The 14,993-nt window shown below is 43.7% G+C and carries 20 protein-coding genes and 2 pseudogenes; all 22 read right to left on the bottom strand.

The features are described 5' to 3' along the window. Positions 1-1,298: lipopolysaccharide biosynthesis protein RfbH (rfbH, locus tag BM018_RS07160; protein ID WP_092319981.1), on the bottom strand; the 1,298-nt coding region annotated here is incomplete at its 3' end. Then, positions 1,298-2,401, bottom strand: coding sequence for a CDP-glucose 4,6-dehydratase (gene rfbG / locus BM018_RS07155; protein ID WP_092320072.1), 1,104 nt, complete (start codon positions 2,399-2,401; stop codon positions 1,298-1,300). The genes rfbG and rfbH, both read right to left, overlap by 1 nt. Before the next feature lies 1 nt (position 2,402). Then, positions 2,403-3,182 carry a glucose-1-phosphate cytidylyltransferase gene (gene rfbF / locus BM018_RS07150; protein ID WP_092320070.1) on the bottom strand — a complete coding sequence of 260 codons (780 nt, stop codon included), beginning with the start codon at positions 3,180-3,182 and terminating at the stop codon, positions 2,403-2,405. Positions 3,183-3,264: 82 nt separating this feature from the next. After that, positions 3,265-3,468, bottom strand: a pseudogene (locus tag BM018_RS08355) (hypothetical protein); the annotation flags it as partial. A gap of 262 nt (positions 3,469-3,730) precedes the next feature. Beyond that, positions 3,731-3,859 carry a hypothetical protein gene (locus BM018_RS08215; RefSeq protein ID WP_268751019.1) on the bottom strand — a complete coding sequence of 43 codons (129 nt, stop codon included), beginning with the start codon at positions 3,857-3,859 and terminating at the stop codon, positions 3,731-3,733. A gap of 166 nt (positions 3,860-4,025) precedes the next feature. After that, a complete protein-coding gene (locus tag BM018_RS07140) occupies positions 4,026-4,667 on the bottom strand; it encodes an orotidine 5'-phosphate decarboxylase / HUMPS family protein (protein ID WP_268751020.1) in 642 nt (213 codons plus the stop codon). A 23-nt stretch (positions 4,668-4,690) separates the two neighbouring features. Beyond that, a complete protein-coding gene (locus tag BM018_RS08210) occupies positions 4,691-4,837 on the bottom strand; it encodes an orotidine 5'-phosphate decarboxylase / HUMPS family protein (protein ID WP_143280471.1) in 147 nt (48 codons plus the stop codon). Next, a pseudogene (locus BM018_RS08100) lies at positions 4,830-5,734 on the bottom strand (dihydroorotate dehydrogenase). The gene BM018_RS08210 and the pseudogene BM018_RS08100 overlap by 8 nt, the downstream one beginning before the upstream one ends. A 197-nt stretch (positions 5,735-5,931) precedes the next feature. After that, entirely contained in the window at positions 5,932-6,384 is a 453-nt protein-coding gene (locus BM018_RS07130) for a ferredoxin reductase domain-containing protein (RefSeq protein ID WP_092320066.1), read from the bottom strand. Beyond that, entirely contained in the window at positions 6,368-6,613 is a 246-nt protein-coding gene (locus BM018_RS07125) for a hypothetical protein (RefSeq protein ID WP_092320064.1), read from the bottom strand. The genes BM018_RS07130 and BM018_RS07125 overlap by 17 nt, the downstream gene beginning before the upstream one ends. 4 nt (positions 6,614-6,617) lie before the next feature. Further along, positions 6,618-7,139, bottom strand: a complete 522-nt coding sequence (locus BM018_RS07120) for a hypothetical protein (protein WP_092320062.1) — start codon at positions 7,137-7,139, stop codon at positions 6,618-6,620. A 23-nt stretch (positions 7,140-7,162) separates the two neighbouring features. Further along, on the bottom strand, positions 7,163-7,486 hold the full coding sequence (locus BM018_RS07715; RefSeq protein ID WP_143280470.1) for a hypothetical protein: 324 nt from the start codon (positions 7,484-7,486) through the stop codon (positions 7,163-7,165). Positions 7,487-7,564: 78 nt separating this feature from the next. Next, the gene (locus BM018_RS07710) at positions 7,565-8,197 is read right to left on the bottom strand and encodes a hypothetical protein (RefSeq protein ID WP_143280469.1); all 633 of its coding nucleotides are present in this window, start codon (positions 8,195-8,197) and stop codon (positions 7,565-7,567) included. Continuing rightward, on the bottom strand, positions 8,154-8,969 hold the full coding sequence (locus BM018_RS07110; protein ID WP_092320058.1) for a hypothetical protein: 816 nt from the start codon (positions 8,967-8,969) through the stop codon (positions 8,154-8,156). Before BM018_RS07110 ends, BM018_RS07710 begins: the two co-directional genes overlap by 44 nt. 48 nt (positions 8,970-9,017) lie before the next feature. Next, on the bottom strand, positions 9,018-10,523 hold the full coding sequence (locus BM018_RS07105; RefSeq protein ID WP_143280468.1) for an AAA family ATPase: 1,506 nt from the start codon (positions 10,521-10,523) through the stop codon (positions 9,018-9,020). A gap of 51 nt (positions 10,524-10,574) precedes the next feature. After that, positions 10,575-11,381: a hypothetical protein gene (locus BM018_RS07100; protein ID WP_092320054.1), complete on the bottom strand. Its 807-nt coding sequence runs from the start codon at positions 11,379-11,381 to the stop codon at positions 10,575-10,577. A gap of 225 nt (positions 11,382-11,606) precedes the next feature. Next, positions 11,607-12,038, bottom strand: coding sequence for a hypothetical protein (locus BM018_RS07095; protein ID WP_092320052.1), 432 nt, complete (start codon positions 12,036-12,038; stop codon positions 11,607-11,609). A gap of 193 nt (positions 12,039-12,231) precedes the next feature. Continuing rightward, positions 12,232-12,594: a M24 family metallopeptidase gene (locus BM018_RS07090; RefSeq protein ID WP_092320050.1), complete on the bottom strand. Its 363-nt coding sequence runs from the start codon at positions 12,592-12,594 to the stop codon at positions 12,232-12,234. Beyond that, positions 12,551-13,339 carry a hypothetical protein gene (locus tag BM018_RS07085; RefSeq protein ID WP_092320048.1) on the bottom strand — a complete coding sequence of 263 codons (789 nt, stop codon included), beginning with the start codon at positions 13,337-13,339 and terminating at the stop codon, positions 12,551-12,553. Before BM018_RS07085 ends, BM018_RS07090 begins: the two co-directional genes overlap by 44 nt. Position 13,340: 1 nt before the next feature. Next, the gene (locus BM018_RS07080; protein WP_092320046.1) at positions 13,341-13,868 is read right to left on the bottom strand and encodes a hypothetical protein; all 528 of its coding nucleotides are present in this window, start codon (positions 13,866-13,868) and stop codon (positions 13,341-13,343) included. Then, entirely contained in the window at positions 13,865-14,335 is a 471-nt protein-coding gene (locus tag BM018_RS07075; protein WP_092320044.1) for a hypothetical protein, read from the bottom strand. Before BM018_RS07075 ends, BM018_RS07080 begins: the two co-directional genes overlap by 4 nt. Before the next feature lie 358 nt (positions 14,336-14,693). After that, positions 14,694-14,900 carry a hypothetical protein gene (locus tag BM018_RS07070; RefSeq protein ID WP_143280464.1) on the bottom strand — a complete coding sequence of 69 codons (207 nt, stop codon included), beginning with the start codon at positions 14,898-14,900 and terminating at the stop codon, positions 14,694-14,696. Positions 14,901-14,993 lie beyond the last annotated feature (93 nt).

The following is a 14,993-nucleotide window of genomic DNA, read 5'->3' as shown; positions in this document are numbered from 1 at the left end:
TGGATAAATATTTTGAAAGAATCAACCACATAATCGATCATTTCAGGAGTGATGCCGTGATAAAGACCTATCCAAAAGGTATTATTCATCACAACATCTGTATTTGCCAAATTACCAACAACTCTATATTGTACATTTTTCATATAGGGTTGTTTTGTCAGATTTCCAGCAAATAATAAGCGTGTTCCTATTTTCTTTTCATTCAAATATTGAGTAATTTCATTACGGGTAAAAGGAGCTGTTTTTTTAACGGTTAATAAAAATCCGAACAGAGAAGGATCACTTTTAGGTGTAAGTTCTGGCAAAATAAAATATTCTTGAAATTGAGACATTTTTTCCATGAGCAATTTATAATTACGCCGTCTTATCGCTATAAATTCTGGCAATTTTTCTATTTGAGCATCAGCAACAGCTGCCTGCATATCAGTAATCTTCAGATTATATCCAAGATGAGAATAAACGTATTTGTGGTCATAGCCTTGCGGAAGCCCACCAAACTGCATATTAAACCGCTTATGGCAAGTATCATCGCATCCAGGGGAACACCAACAATCCCTGCCCCAATCGCGAATGCTTTCCATTGCTTTTTTCAGCATAGGATCGTCCGTCAGAACGGCTCCACCTTCTCCCATCGTAATATGATGAGCCGGATAAAAACTTAATGTAGACACATGGCCAAAAGTCCCTAATTTTTTACCGCCATATGTGCCCCCAAGAGAATCACAACAATCTTCAACGACCCATAAATTATGTTTATTCGCAAATTCCATGACAGCATCAAGATCAAACGGATTCCCTAATGTGTGTGCTAACATAATGGCTCTTGTTTTAGAACTCAGAGATTTTTCCAGCATAGAAATATCAATGTTATAAGTAGGAAGAGTAATGTCAAGAAATACCGGTATGAGCCTGTTTTGTAAAATAGGATTCACAGTAGTCGGAAACCCCGCCGCAACAGTAATAACTTCACTGCCTGGAAGTATTTGTTTTTCCTTCATCAGAGGAGATGTCATAGCAGATAATGCTAATAAATTTGCTGAGGATCCTGAGTTACATGTAAGAGCATATTTTACACCAACAAATTCACGAAGCTTTTTTTCAAAACTAGCGTTAAAACGATAGGTAGTAAGATGAAAATCCAAGGCACTTTCCACTAAATTGCATACTTCATGGTAATCAAAAACTTTACCACTGATAGGAATATTTGTTTTTCTTGGCATAAAAGACTCAGAAGAAAATTTTTCCTTTGCATATTCTTTCGTTAATGCAATTATTTGTTCTTTCAATTTATTTTCCATTAGGAGATCCTTTGCTTGATATATTCGGATATAAAAGAATCAAGATGGTGTTTTAATTTGTCGGGTTCGTGAAGGTAGGTTTTATATTCTGAAGCAGTTTGGATAACACTTTCATTAGTATTGAAAAGGGGGCGCCAACCTAATTCTTCTTGAATGAGTGAAGAATCTAATCGAAGCCTTTGTGTTTCATGAGAAAAATGAGTATGTTCATCAATTTTATAATTGCCTTGACCTAGTGATTCAATGAAAAGAGATGTGATATATTCAACAGTATGTTGATTGGAATTATCTAAAGGAGCTATATTATAAGATGGTGATAAGCGAAATAAAGAGGTGGTAGTAGGGGGGGGGGTATTTTGGAGAGAAGCTGTACAAATTAATAGGTATCCCCATAATGCATCCATTATGTATTGCCATGGTCTAATGCTGTTTGGACAACGTAATGATAGGACTGTTTTTTGTTTGATAGACCTGATAATATCAGGAATGAGACGGTCTTTGGAAAAATCTCCTCCGCCGATAACGTTACCTGCTCTTACAGCAGTTAATATTACTCCTGTTTTTTTGTAGAAGGAGGAACGATAACTTTCGATAGCTAGTTCACACATTGCCTTGCTAGCAGAATAGGGGTCATGTCCTCCTAAACGGTCATTCTCACGATAGGAATAAACCCATTCATTGTTTTGATATACTTTATCCGTAGTAATCAGTACAATACTTTGTAGTGAATCCAATTGCCGGCATGCTTCAAGAAGATGAATTGTTCCCATTACATTCGTATTGAATGTTTCAACAGGACTCTGGTAACTAATTAGTACTAGGGGTTGTGCTGCTAAATGAAAAACAATATCAGGATTTTCAGATTTTATAATTTGAACTAAAGTATCATAATCCCTAATGTCTTGGATATAGGATAGCATATCTTGATTTGTTTTTGTGAGAGTAAAAAGTGATTCTGACCCTTCATCGAGGCCAATACCTACAACTTTTGCTCCTAATTGAAGGAGAAAACGAGAAAGCCATGTACCTTTAAATCCAGTATGACCAGTAATCAGAACGGTTTTATTTTGTAATTTTTGTTTTATTGTATCCAAACAAATCATATCACCACCTTTTCCATGGAGCATTTTTTGTTTGCCATAGTTCTTCGAGATATATTTTGTCACGTAAAGTATCCATGCATTGCCAAAATCCTTTATGTTGAAATGCTTTTAACTGGTGATCTTGTGCGAGATTTTGCAGAGGTTTCTGTTCGAAAATAAGATCATCATTAGAAGAAAGATAATTAAAAATACCTGTATTGAAGATAAAAAATCCTCCGTTAATGAATCCTTTTTCGTTGTCGGTTTTTTCAGAAAATGAAGTTACTGTTGAATCTTCAACAGATAAAACTCCAAAGCGACCTGGAGGATGTACTGCTAAAATTGTACCGATTTTACCGTGTTTTTTGTGAAATTCTATTTCTTGAGCAATATCAACGTCACAAACACCATCTCCATAGGTTAAACAAAAATCTTCGCCATCGTGAAAAAATTTTTTTGTTTGATAGATACGTGAACCAGTCATATTGTTATCGCCAGTATGTACAAGATGTAATTTCCAAGGTTCTTTTTTATGGCTGTCATAACTATATGTAATTAAATTTTCAGTAAAATCAATACTTAAATCACTGAGATGGGCCATATAATTAAGAAAAAATTCTTTGATTTTAAAACCTTTGTAACCCAGACAAATAATAAATTCCTGACAACCGAAAGAACTATAATATTTCATGATATGCCATAAAATAGGAAGTCCACCAATTTCTACTAGAGGCTTAGGACGAAGTGCTGTCTCTTCTCCTAAACGAGATCCCAATCCTCCTGCTAAAATAACTGCTTTCATGAATACCTCTATAGCGATTATTATATTTTAGTTATTATAATTTATTTGCTAGTGCTTGTCAAGGAAGAAATGAAAAACCATATTAACTGTAAAGTTGAATTTTTCTATAGTCTTTTTCGAAAGATACAATCTGATATGCAAAATATTTCAAATATAATCTGTAAAATAGTAAAGTAATCTTTTCCTTAAAGATTGATAAATAATGAAGCAGTAAGAATGGAATGCTTGATTTTTTATCTCTCTCTCTCTCTCTCTCTCTCTCTCTCTCTCTCTCTCTCTCTCTCTCTCTCTCTCTCTCTCTCTCTCTCTCTCTCTATATATATATATATATATATATATATATTGTATATTATTTTCCCGGTTTTATCGATGATATCTAAAAAATGCTTTCTTAGATATAGATTTTTTTATTTATAAAGGGTTATAATGGTTATTTTAGATAAGAATTCAGTACTTAGAGTATATTTTATAAATATCTATAATTGCTTTTGAAGTATTGATACTAAAATAGGAATATCAAGAGTCTAGTGAACGTTAAATTAGTATTTCTAATCACCATTTTGCCAAGTGTTTGGTGATAAATTCCAATATTTGGCCATTTGAATTTCTTGTTGATTCAAAAAATTTTCTGATTCTGCAACAAAGAGTAAAGAAGAAAAATTACTCAGAGTAAACAATGGAATATCTCCAAAAATTATTGAGCTTTCTGGAAATTCATATGTGAAAATAGCTTCAATACCTTGAATAACAGCTTGTTGTTCTGCAAGGTATATCTAATACTTTTTTGGAGCTTTTTCCGGTAGAAATCAGATCTTCTGTAATGAAAACTTCTTTTGAGCTACATCAGCTCCTTCTATAGTTTTCCCGGCTCCGTGTTGTTTTTTTCTGCACGGACGTAAGCAGCAGGTTTTTTAAGCGGTCTGCAATAATAGCTGCCCAAGCAATACCGGCTGTTGCTGTACCGACAATGACTTCTGTATCTAGAATGGGTGTTAGCGAACAAAAATAATCAATAATTTTGTCCCGTTCTTCGGGAAATCCTAAAAGATAACGATTGTCGCAATAGATTGGGCTTTTAATTCCTGAGGTAAAGGTGAAGGGATGCTGCACATTGAGTTTTACCGCTTTTGTATTGAGAAGTATTCGGGCTGTTTCCAAGGCTTGGTTATTCATAAGTGAGCTCCTGAATATAATTTGAGCGTGAGAATTGTTTGTTATGGTAAGAAAGTTCTCCGCCAATGTAAGTGCTAATTCTGCTGAGTTCATGTTTGTGCTGAACAGTTGAGTAATATCATCATTTAATGAAGTAAGAACAGTGACTGCTAAGAGTATTTGATGATTCTGCTTAGCAGAGGCAGCTACTTGGATCATAGCACTGCATCCACTAGCATGAACATTGAACATATCTACATTTTGTAGGTGTGAAGTAAAACGGGTTACTGCTGTGGTATTAGGAATATCATGAAATTTCAAGTCTAAGAAAATTTTTTTTTGCGTATTGATAGTTCCTAAAGTATGTTACCTCTGGTGTTTAGCAATAATTCTAAGCCTACTTTATAAAAAATAATAGAATCTTCTAGTTCATCAAGTAATTGTATGGCAGTTTCTGTTGAGTAGCGGTCCAAAGCAACAATTAATCGTTCTTGATTATTCATGAATTTCTCCTTGAATTGTTAGATGAGCTGAACCTAAAATAGAATTTATATTGTTGATTTTATGTTTAATACAGTATTTTTCGAGTTGTTCGATGATTTCCTGTGTGACCAACGGATTACTGAAAAAAGCTGTTCCTATCGATAAAGCATTAGCTCCTGCCATCAAAAATTCTAATCCGTCTTCTGCATTAGAAATGTCTCCTCCTGCTAAAATGGGCAGCGTACTTTTTTGGCGAACTTGCTAAACTATACACAAAGCAATAGGTTTGACAGCAGAACCTGAGAGTCCACCAAAAATATTGCCCAAAATAGGTCGACGAGAATGGATATCGATTCGCATACCTAAAATAGTATTGGTCAGAGATAAAGCATCTGCTCCTGCGTCTTCAACTACTTGTGCTACGGCACAGATATCCACGACGTTAGGAGATAGTTTGACAACTAATAGTTTTGTATGAAGGATTTTTTTGATACGTGAAGTAATTTCTGCTGCAGTTTTTGGCTGTGTTCCAAATGCCATTCTACCTTCTTTAACATTGGGACAAGAAATATTTAATTCTATCGCATCGATTTTATGCCAATCATTGGCTCGTTGGGCTATTTGCTCGTATTCTTCGATAGTTTTTCCATTGATATTGGCAATAATCATAGTATTTTTAATGGAATCTTCAAGAGCCGGTAGAATCTGTCGTTCGAATTCATCAATACCTGGATTTTTCAGTCCGATAGCATTGAGCATTCCTGATGCTGTTTCAGCAATACGTGTTCCTGAGTTTCCAAGCCTGGGTTTTAATGTTATGCCACCTAATATATTAGGATCGAAAAAAAAGAATGATAATTTTCTCCAAAACCAAACGTACCTGATGCTGCAATGAGCGGATTTTTGAGTGTCCTTATTTAAGAAAGGATGTTTTAAGCATCGTCAAATACCTCATGGGCTTCAAATATAGGACCTTGAAAGCATACTTTTAATGCATTTGTCTTTAAGCTATGTACAACTCATACATGCGCCGATTCCGCATGCCATTTTATTTTCTAGCGAAACTTGTTTATGAGTATTTTGCCATGATTGTGTCAGGTTCAAACAGCCTGCATCATAGGAATAGGGCCACATATATATAAAAATCAGGTTCTATAATGCCTGTCAGTAAATCCGTTACTGGTTGAGGGTTGATTGTATAGTGTATATCGACATTATTTTGACAAGGCCTAAAATATGTAAGAATTTCTGCATCATATTGCTCACGAAAGCCAGCTAGAAGGATTATTTTATTTTCCTTGTGGAGCAAAGATATAACTTTCCAAAACGGAGCAATTCCTTCACTACCGCTGATACAGACTATCATTTTATTATGTATGTTGGTTTGAAATCCTTTTCCTAGACTGCCAGATAATTTTAATTGGTCTCCTGATTTTAATTGGGACAAAAATCGAGAACCAGCACCTCTTATTCTGATTAAGAAACTAAGAGTATTTTGTTCAGTATCGACTTCAAAAGCACTGAACGGACTAGGCAGTATATAGCCTGAATCAGGAATTTGAATCATAAAAAAATTGACCCGGCATTATGAATCCTTGCCATGAAACCTTCAGAACAAAAAGAGAATGACTGATTTCGGAAATAATATAATCAGTGGTCAGAACTAAGTTTTCACCGATGGGGGCGACGTTTGCGCCGGAAAGTTTTTGGGAAAAATACCCGGCGGACGGCAAAACTGGTTTACCGTCCTGCCGTCCGCCGGGTATGGATGTGTTTACGGCTCCGAATAATTGCATAATATTAACCTCTTAAAGTGATTGTTTCGACGGCGCGTATTTTTTCCTGCGGGCGCTGCGCCGTGAGCACCGGCAGGCTTCCGTAACTTTGTATTTCCAGGGTGTAAAAATTCCCTTTATTGGAGCTTTTCAGTCCGACCGCACGCAGGTATCCGCGGTGCATGGCTTGGCCGTAATTGCCGAGTGCGTACATGCTGATCAGGTCGATGGTGCCTTCGGTGAGGATCTCGATATCGAATTTGTCGAATCCGGCCTCGTTTTTAACAGTAAAAAACTGGATTAACGGGCTGTCAACACACTGTTTAACGTCCGTAAACGCCCCGCTTTTCACTGTAATAACGCCGTTAAAACGGGCTATATACCCGACGGTGATCTCGGTAATTTTGTCGACGATCCCCGCCTGCTCGAGCCATTCAGGGAGATCGGATATCTTGGCGGAGCCGCTGCTGCCGGCTGCATAAGCATCGTTGAGTTCGGTTTCCTGGACTACGGCTACAGCACCGGAAGCAGAAGGGTTGACAGGCACATTTTCGCGGGCTATGGTGACGGTTAAGGAAACGTTGAAGGCATTATATGCGTCAGCACCCGTATGCTGGTGCCGACAGGGATTTGGTTTTTGGCATAGCGGTAATACGGTACTTGGATCTTGGTTGTAGGCTTGATGCGCCGGAGCAGCGCGTAAGCGTCCCTGAGCCCGGTCTGCGGAAGCATATCGGGCGCGTCGATTTCGTAACGTTCTTCGCGGTGCCCGTAAAGGAAATAATTGGCGACGGGCTGGTAATAAGCCCCGCTGACCGGGTCTTGACCGATGCCGACTTTGCCGATCAAATCCACGGGATAGATAAATTCTTCCTCGCCCTGCTCGTTGATCACCTTGACTTCGCGGTTTTTAAAGACGGAATAGACGGTGATGACATTGTCGGATTCGGTTGTATACTTGATTTCTCCGCCTTAGTCTTCTTCGTTGACGAGCACTTCGTCGGTACGTGGCAGGTTATTAAAAAACATCGTGTACGTATTGTCGATGCCGTAGACACTTTCGGAGTTTTCAAAGACTTCGGCGCAGGAATCGGGGATTTCTTTTAAGGTGCGCGAATTGACTTCAGTCTCGATGAGGAGGTCGGAGCTGACGACGGTCCCTGTTTTCAACGCGGGGTTTTGTGCAGCCGCGTAAGCAAACACTTTGTTGACCAGCTCGCTGACAGTTCCGGCAAAGGGGTATTGAGTGTAAGCGGGATCGTAGAAATAGATCTGCCCGAAGATGGACTGTAAAGGCTCGGCCTGCCAGTTTTTTTCGTTTCCGTTGATCACGGTGCCGCTCCAGAAGACATTGGTGCCGATATAGACAGTGACGGGCGCACCGATGCGGCAGATTTGGAAATAAGCCCACTCGAGGGTGCAGAGCCCTCCGCCGCGGACATTATATTCAACGGAAACACCGACTAGCTTGTCTCCGATGCCGCAGACAAAACGTTCGCCGCCGATATACACAACGATATCGGGATCGGTATCGGGCTTGAAAATGTCAACGGGAGCAGGATTAATGCGGGATAAAACGCCGTTGAGGCTGCTTAAAAGATTCATCAGTAGACCCCCGGGGTATAATAAGATTGATATCCGATACGTATAAATTGGCATCAAACTGAGGGATCATATTGCCGGAAACCAAAGGGAGGCTTCCGAACATTTTGGCAGAGAGATCAAAATCCGCGACACGTCCGCCGTTATTGTCGAATCTCAAGAGATTGTTGCCGGCATACCCGGGCGGGATTTCGGTATTAATGTACATAAATTTACCTCCATACTCGCCGAAAACCATATAAAACGGAATGGCGCTGTCCTGTACGGGGACTTCGAGCTGCGCCTCAAAACGGATCGGTACTTCGATGATACTGTCAAAATTAAGAGTAACCGTTTCGGAGCTTGAGGGAACGAAAGGAGTAACGGATTCCTGCAAAGCTTTCCAATAGTTGTCGATTGCGGTCAAGGTAACGGTTATTTCGTTTCGGCGCAGGTTTTCGATATCCTGCATTTTGTATTTGGGCGCGGTCAGCCGTATTGCGTACCACTGCCTGTTATAGAGCTTGCGGACTTCGTAAGTGCGCCGCTGGTTCCAGGTGAAGTATTCGGCAATTTGAGCCTGTATATCTTTGATGATATTGTAGTCCCAGCTGTTGATCACATATTTGAACGTAAAAGTATTGGCGGCTTTGTTGTATCCTGAGCCTTTTACGACCCCGCGGCTGTATCCTCCGATATCGACGGTCAGAGAACTTTCGTAGGAAGGTAAGGACAAGACTGAGGCATTTAGGATGCTGAAGGGGGCGGAATCTACGTACAATTCGAACTGCGTCATAAGTACTGCTCCCTGCAGAAGAGATTTTTCATCTGCTCGGCAAAGTCTTCAGGGTCCGTTGTCTGCACGGTCATGTTTTGCACGGTGATGCTTAAGCCTTGGTTTTTCTGAGGCAGGTTGCGTGTAGTGACGGCGTTGTCGATGTAGAGGTTTCCGCCGCGGACGGTGGCGCGCTCCTCCATCCCCATCGCCCCCGCCGATCATGAACTGATTCCCTTCCTGCAAAGGGACAACTCCGCCTGTGTAGAAGGATTTAACGGGTGCGGGAACATCAAAGCTTTGGTTGGCTGCGGAGGCCAGCTGGATGGCCGAACCGATGATATTAGCGATTACTCCGGTAACCATCCCCGTCATGATCGCTGCTCCGACAGGCCCGTCTTCGGCTCCGGCTTTGAGGATGCCGAGCATTCCTTCGATCGGCGCGCGGATCATCGCCATGGACGAACTGAAAAGCTGCTGTTTTTTATTGGCTTCGAAGGAGACTTTTTGGTTTTCCCAATCGGCAACGCTCTGCGCATACTCCAGGTTGGCCCGTTCTTGCGCTAGTTTTTTATCCAAAGCGGCTCGCTCTTCTTCCAGTTTCTTAGCGGCTTCGGCTTTCTCTTTCTCGGCTTTCATGGTTTCTTTGTTTTTCTGCAGTTCGCACCACTTCTTTTTTTCTTCGGAGGAAAGGTAAGCGTCGGTTCTTTGCAAGAGCCGTGCCAGCTCCTCTTCCATAGCGGCAAGCTCGCGTTCCTGTTTGGCTTCGGCTTCGGCGACTTTTTGGGTGCTTAAGGCTTCCTGCTTGGCGGAGATCGTATCATAGAGTGAGCTATAGCGTTTTTCCAGGTCGGCGAGCTGTTGGTCGTAGTTTTCGATTTCCTTGCTCATGCCCGCAGTGAAGACACCGCTGAAAGCGTCCGTAAAGTCCAGCACACCGGCGATATTGGAAGAGATTTCTGTGCCGTGTGCTTTCATGTAGTCTTTGAGTTTCTGGCTGAAGAGGTCGGCAGTTCTTTTAGCGGATGCATCGATATCACTCTGATTCGGTTCGGGAGTGGACCAACCTCCTGTTGTATTGTTGATTTTATCTATAGTAATGTTATAATTGCGGGCGGACGCTTGGCTCATGGCTTTGCCTATGGCCGCGCCTTGTTTTTTAAGATGTTCTTTATCAAATAGTTTGGCAACCTCTTTGCCGGCATTTGCAAGCGAGTTTACCATTGTTTCGCCTAAATCCACAAACGCATTTTTTATGGTAACCGGATTAAGGGTTAATAAAGATCCGAGAGCTTTTCCGAGTGATATAACATTATTCGTGATACCGACAATCACGGAGCCGACTACGGAAAAACCTTGTGCGAGCACACCGACGACGATGTCCGAGTCGGAACCGGCATTTTCCAAACCTTTGGAAAAATTACTCATATCTTTGACGAGATTTTTGAATATTTTCCCCAGGTTCTCTAACACGGGACCCAATGTCATGCTCCCGAATGCCTGAAAAGCTCCGCCGATCCCGATGAGAGTGGCAACAAACTGCTTGGCTTCGGTGGAGGAAAATACATTGATCAAGCCTTCGAGGGTGCGTTTAAGGTCGCGGGCAGCCGGAGCTGATGCACCTTCTCAGAGCATGCCAAGCGTTTCCTGGAAGTCGCCAAAGGTATTTCCCAGGCGCTTAAGATCGTCTCCGAATGCATTGACCGCAGCTTTAGCGGAACCACCGAAGGTTGCCTCAAGTTTTTTGAGGACGATCTCCTGAGCCTCTGATTTTTGGTTGGTGGAGTCCATATGCTTGATCATTTCCATTTCGGCATCGGTAAACGCAACGCCTTTACTGCGCAGTTCTTCGAGAGAGCCGCTGAGATTGGTAAAAATGCGCGACAAGCCTTTAGCCGATTCGTTAAGCCCGGTGCCTGTCGCTTCCGAGAGATCGGACGTAACTTCGATCAGGCGTTCCATTTGCTCTATATTGGCGCCGGCGGAGACAAACCAGCGCGATGCTTGAAGGATGCTCTCGTCGCCGATGCCGAGGTCTTCCTGCTTGGCTGAGGCTAAGGATTTTAAAGAGGCAAACTGGCGTTTGGCAAGATCTAAATCTTTACCCGTTGCTTTGGACCTGTTGTTGAGGGAGTTAAGCAGATTGTTTTCGGCTTTAACTTGGATACCGGCAAGATTGATCGCATCCTTGACCAGCACGTTGTAGTAGGTGTAAGCGGCGGCAACGGCAAGCAGCTGGGAAGCGAAGTTTTTAAAAGTACCGGCAAGACCGGAATTGGCTTTGGACGAATTTTTCGCGGTTTTTCCCTGTTTTTTCTGGGATTCGTCCAGCTTTTTTGTGGATTGATCCGCCGCTTCCGTCGCCCCTTCGAGCGCTTCCAGCCCCGTATTATCGGAGGTTGTTTTGATGATTATGTTGAGATTGGTTTCCATTGTATACCTCTCTTACGAGCCCCACAACCATAGCAGCTGTGTCTCGGTCGGCTTTTTCATCCGGTTTGTGCCCGGTGAAGAACAGAAGATCGTACAGAATATTTTTCCCGTAAGCATACCATGTATCGATCACCTCGCGGCAGCGGATGCGTTCATTGTGATAGCGCAGCACGAGTCCCTCATGCGCATAAAAATCCTCCGGACTTGTACCTTGATAATGTCCGTTTATGAGGAGCTCGAGGACAAATCTTGCTTCGGCTCTCTGTAAGTCAGAGCGCCCTCGATCATAAAAAAACCGAGTAACGACCCCGCCAGCACTCTCAGGAGAGGAGCAGGCACAAAAAGTAAGTTCCATGCGGACAGCTTTAAGGCTTTGCCGTCTTTGGTAAGGCTGTGTTTTTTCGGGTCGATGATCTTGGCAATACAGCCGATCAGGGCTCCGCGCAGGGTGTTGTTTTTGGGATTTTTCAGGTGCCGGAGCAGCGCATAATTAAGCGCCTGCGCCTCACGGAGCGTTGTTTTGGGTTTGGTGGTCAGAAAATCCGCATCCTCGATTCGTTTGGCGTATTCTCCGGTAAGGATTTCGGACATTTCGGTCAGTCCTGCAAGGCATCGGCTTATTTCGACTTTTTTGTTTCCGTAAAGGTTTAATTCCATGTTATCCTCCTTAGCTGATCGTGAAGAAATAGACGGAGTCTTCTTCGTCCGAGTTGGGCATCACTGTCTGCATCGCGAAATTACAAGGGATCAATGCTCCTTCTTCTACCTGCATATTGGGTGCTTGGGATACTTTGGCTTTTGGCATAATGAATCCAAACATATAGGGAATGGCATTGACCGGATCGGCATACTACGGATGAGTAATAGCAATGATGGTGGGTAAGGATGAATCGTCAGCATTGGTTGCTTGATAAGCGGATGTGATTAAGGTATAGAGCGCGTTGCTGAGAAAACCGTTAATCTGCAGCTGCAGGTCATACTTGGTTACGCCTGTTGCGAGCTGGGTGGTATCCCAGGATTTCTCGGGGTTGTTCTGCAGAGTCATCTGGGCGCTGACTTCGGTTATTTCAGGGAAGGATTGCCCGGCTAAGAATATACGGTAGAGATCGGGAGCCGAACGGTATTGTCCTCGTCTGTCCATAGGCGCAGGAGGATTAGGAACATCAGCCTTATCGACGCTGACATTTTTGTAAGCGATATAGGGAATTTCCACGGTTGAGGAAACCGCCGCGCGGCATAGCGATATTGAATCCTGTAGCCTGCGCCCCGATATCCGCCCTATAAGATTCGAGAGCCGTGTTGCCGGCAAACATTTTGTACAGTATCGTCCAATATTCCGGGCATTGTTTCAGCGGGGTGAAAACGCGGATTTTTGCGGATGTTCCGGTGACGGGCGATGCGGGGACTAAGGTAATTTCCTGCAGTGGCATAGTTCCCTCCCAGCTCCAGTTGGCGGTACCGGTGCCGTAGACCGGATTGGCGAACCAGCCGTCCTGGGCATTGACTGCCGTAATAACGTCGGCAATGGTTGCCGGCAGTGTAATATTGAATATTTCGGTATAATCGGTTCCGTTTTCGGATTGTTCGAAAGAAAGTTTGTCGGCGGCAGCGGTGAGGCGCACATTTTCCATGCCCCGGAAGCCGATGCTGACGAGGTTTGCCGGCGCATCGTTAACGGTTGGTGCTCCAAATGCGATCTGGGCCAGCATATTGAGCTGTACGGGCATATTATTGAGCGTGATGCTTTTTTCTACGGTAGTTGAGACTGCCGCTACATCAACAGGCGCTACCTGCCCGATAGCCCCGGAGCTCTGAAATTCCACATTTCCTTGAGAGGGATCAGAGGTGCGGGCGCTCAATTCTGTTTGGTCGGTATAGTTGGGCGTTGTAAAATCCGTTTGGAACGCCGCTCTTATTTTAACGTTGCTTGAGTTCTGGATTGCGGGACATTTTTCCATTTTATTCTCCTGTCCAGGCGAGGGCGGTTACATCGACCCGCGCCGTTAATTTTTTATTGGTTACTTCTTTGATGGTATGGAAGATATCGAATTTACCGTCGCCTTGTGTCATATAATCGATCGAGATGGATTCGATCAAAAAGCGGGAAGTACAGGGTTCGGGGTCCGTGAAAGCCTGCTCAATGCAGTACTGCAGGATCTGCGCATAATATTTGCGTTCTTTCCATGCATCGGCTCCGTAAGCACCGCTGGGAAGCATCAGCTCGATCAGGAGAGCCCCGCGGTAATCATAACCGCTCCCAATGCCGTAGTTGGATGTTGAGTATCTCGGATCGATAGCGAACGTTCTGACAATGCCTTCCGAGGCTTCCTGCGCACCCCCGCTGAACATCCTGCATACAGGTATACCCATGCCGTCCGCCATGTTCTTGAAAAGGATTGCGCCTGTCTGCATCACTTTGTTTTCGTCATACCAGACATCGGCGGCTTTGCGGAAAAAGATGGTCACTAAGTCCAATCCGTCCGTCATGAGAGCGCCTCCTTAAGCTTTTTTGCGATCCTTTCGGCGACCGCTTTGTTAATTTCTTCTATCGCTTTATTGTCGAGCCCGAAGCTGACATTGGCATATTGGTTGTATCGTATGGTCAGGCGCACCAAGCCTCTGCCTGTACTGAGGGTGGTTTTGGAGTTGTCCGTCTGCGTGATATTGAGAACACTGTAAGCGGTACCGCCGCTCCAAATGCCGATCTGCCAGCGGTTCAAAGTTCCGGGAAGGCTGTAGCGCCGGTACTTTTCCCAAGGCTTGCCTGTTGTTTTCGGGTACGGGAACGGTTTGCCGATACTGGCACCTTCTGTTCGGAACACTTCCATAAAATTATCATACAGGATGGGCCGGATTTCGGTTTCGGTGAAGTTCCGATCACCGAGGATTATGAGTTTGCGTACGGCCGAAGCAATCTTAATAATCTTTTCAAACGCTTTACTCCGCTCTATCATGCGCGTGTATTCACCCTGGGAGCCCCGACGACTCCGGCAGTTATCGGGCTCCGGCTTTTTTGTGCCGTGTAGTATTGGCATGCTTTTTTAAACTCATCCTCTGTGGACTTTACTTTCTCACGCCAGAACTGTGTGCGCTCGGAGTCGTTGAGGTACGAGTCCATCAGGTCGACAATCGTGCGGTAGGCAATGAGGTTCCGTGCGGGAAGCACGGGAATTTTGTTGGTATCCGTCGGCAGCGACAAGCCGAAGTAAGCAAACTGCTGCTGTACATATTCTGTATTTTGGTTGTCCGTTTTGCCATGGCTACCTCGCGACGCTCTGCATGAACGACGTCACCGCTTCTTTGAAGATGTCTTTAACGTCCTTGTGGTGTTTGCTGACGTATGAGCCGAACTTTTCCATCACCCGCACCGTCTCGCCGTAAGTGTCCGTACCGTCTTCGTATTTCTTCCGGATCGTCATGAGAGCATCGAGTTCGCTGTAGAGATCCTCTGTAGGTGCATTCTCCCTGCCTGCGTCGTCGATCCCTCTCATCACGACCCGGATCTATTCCTCGATCCATGACGTCACTGATGCATAGGCTCCGTCTTGATATTTCCACTCGATGCCTAATGCTTTGCTTTTTGTGCGACAAACCGATACCGCCGCTTCCGAG

It is taken from the genome of Brevinema andersonii (genome assembly GCF_900112165.1).
Lineage (GTDB): Bacteria > Spirochaetota > Brevinematia > Brevinematales > Brevinemataceae > Brevinema > Brevinema andersonii.
This window is presented reverse-complemented; position numbering and strand designations above follow the sequence as displayed.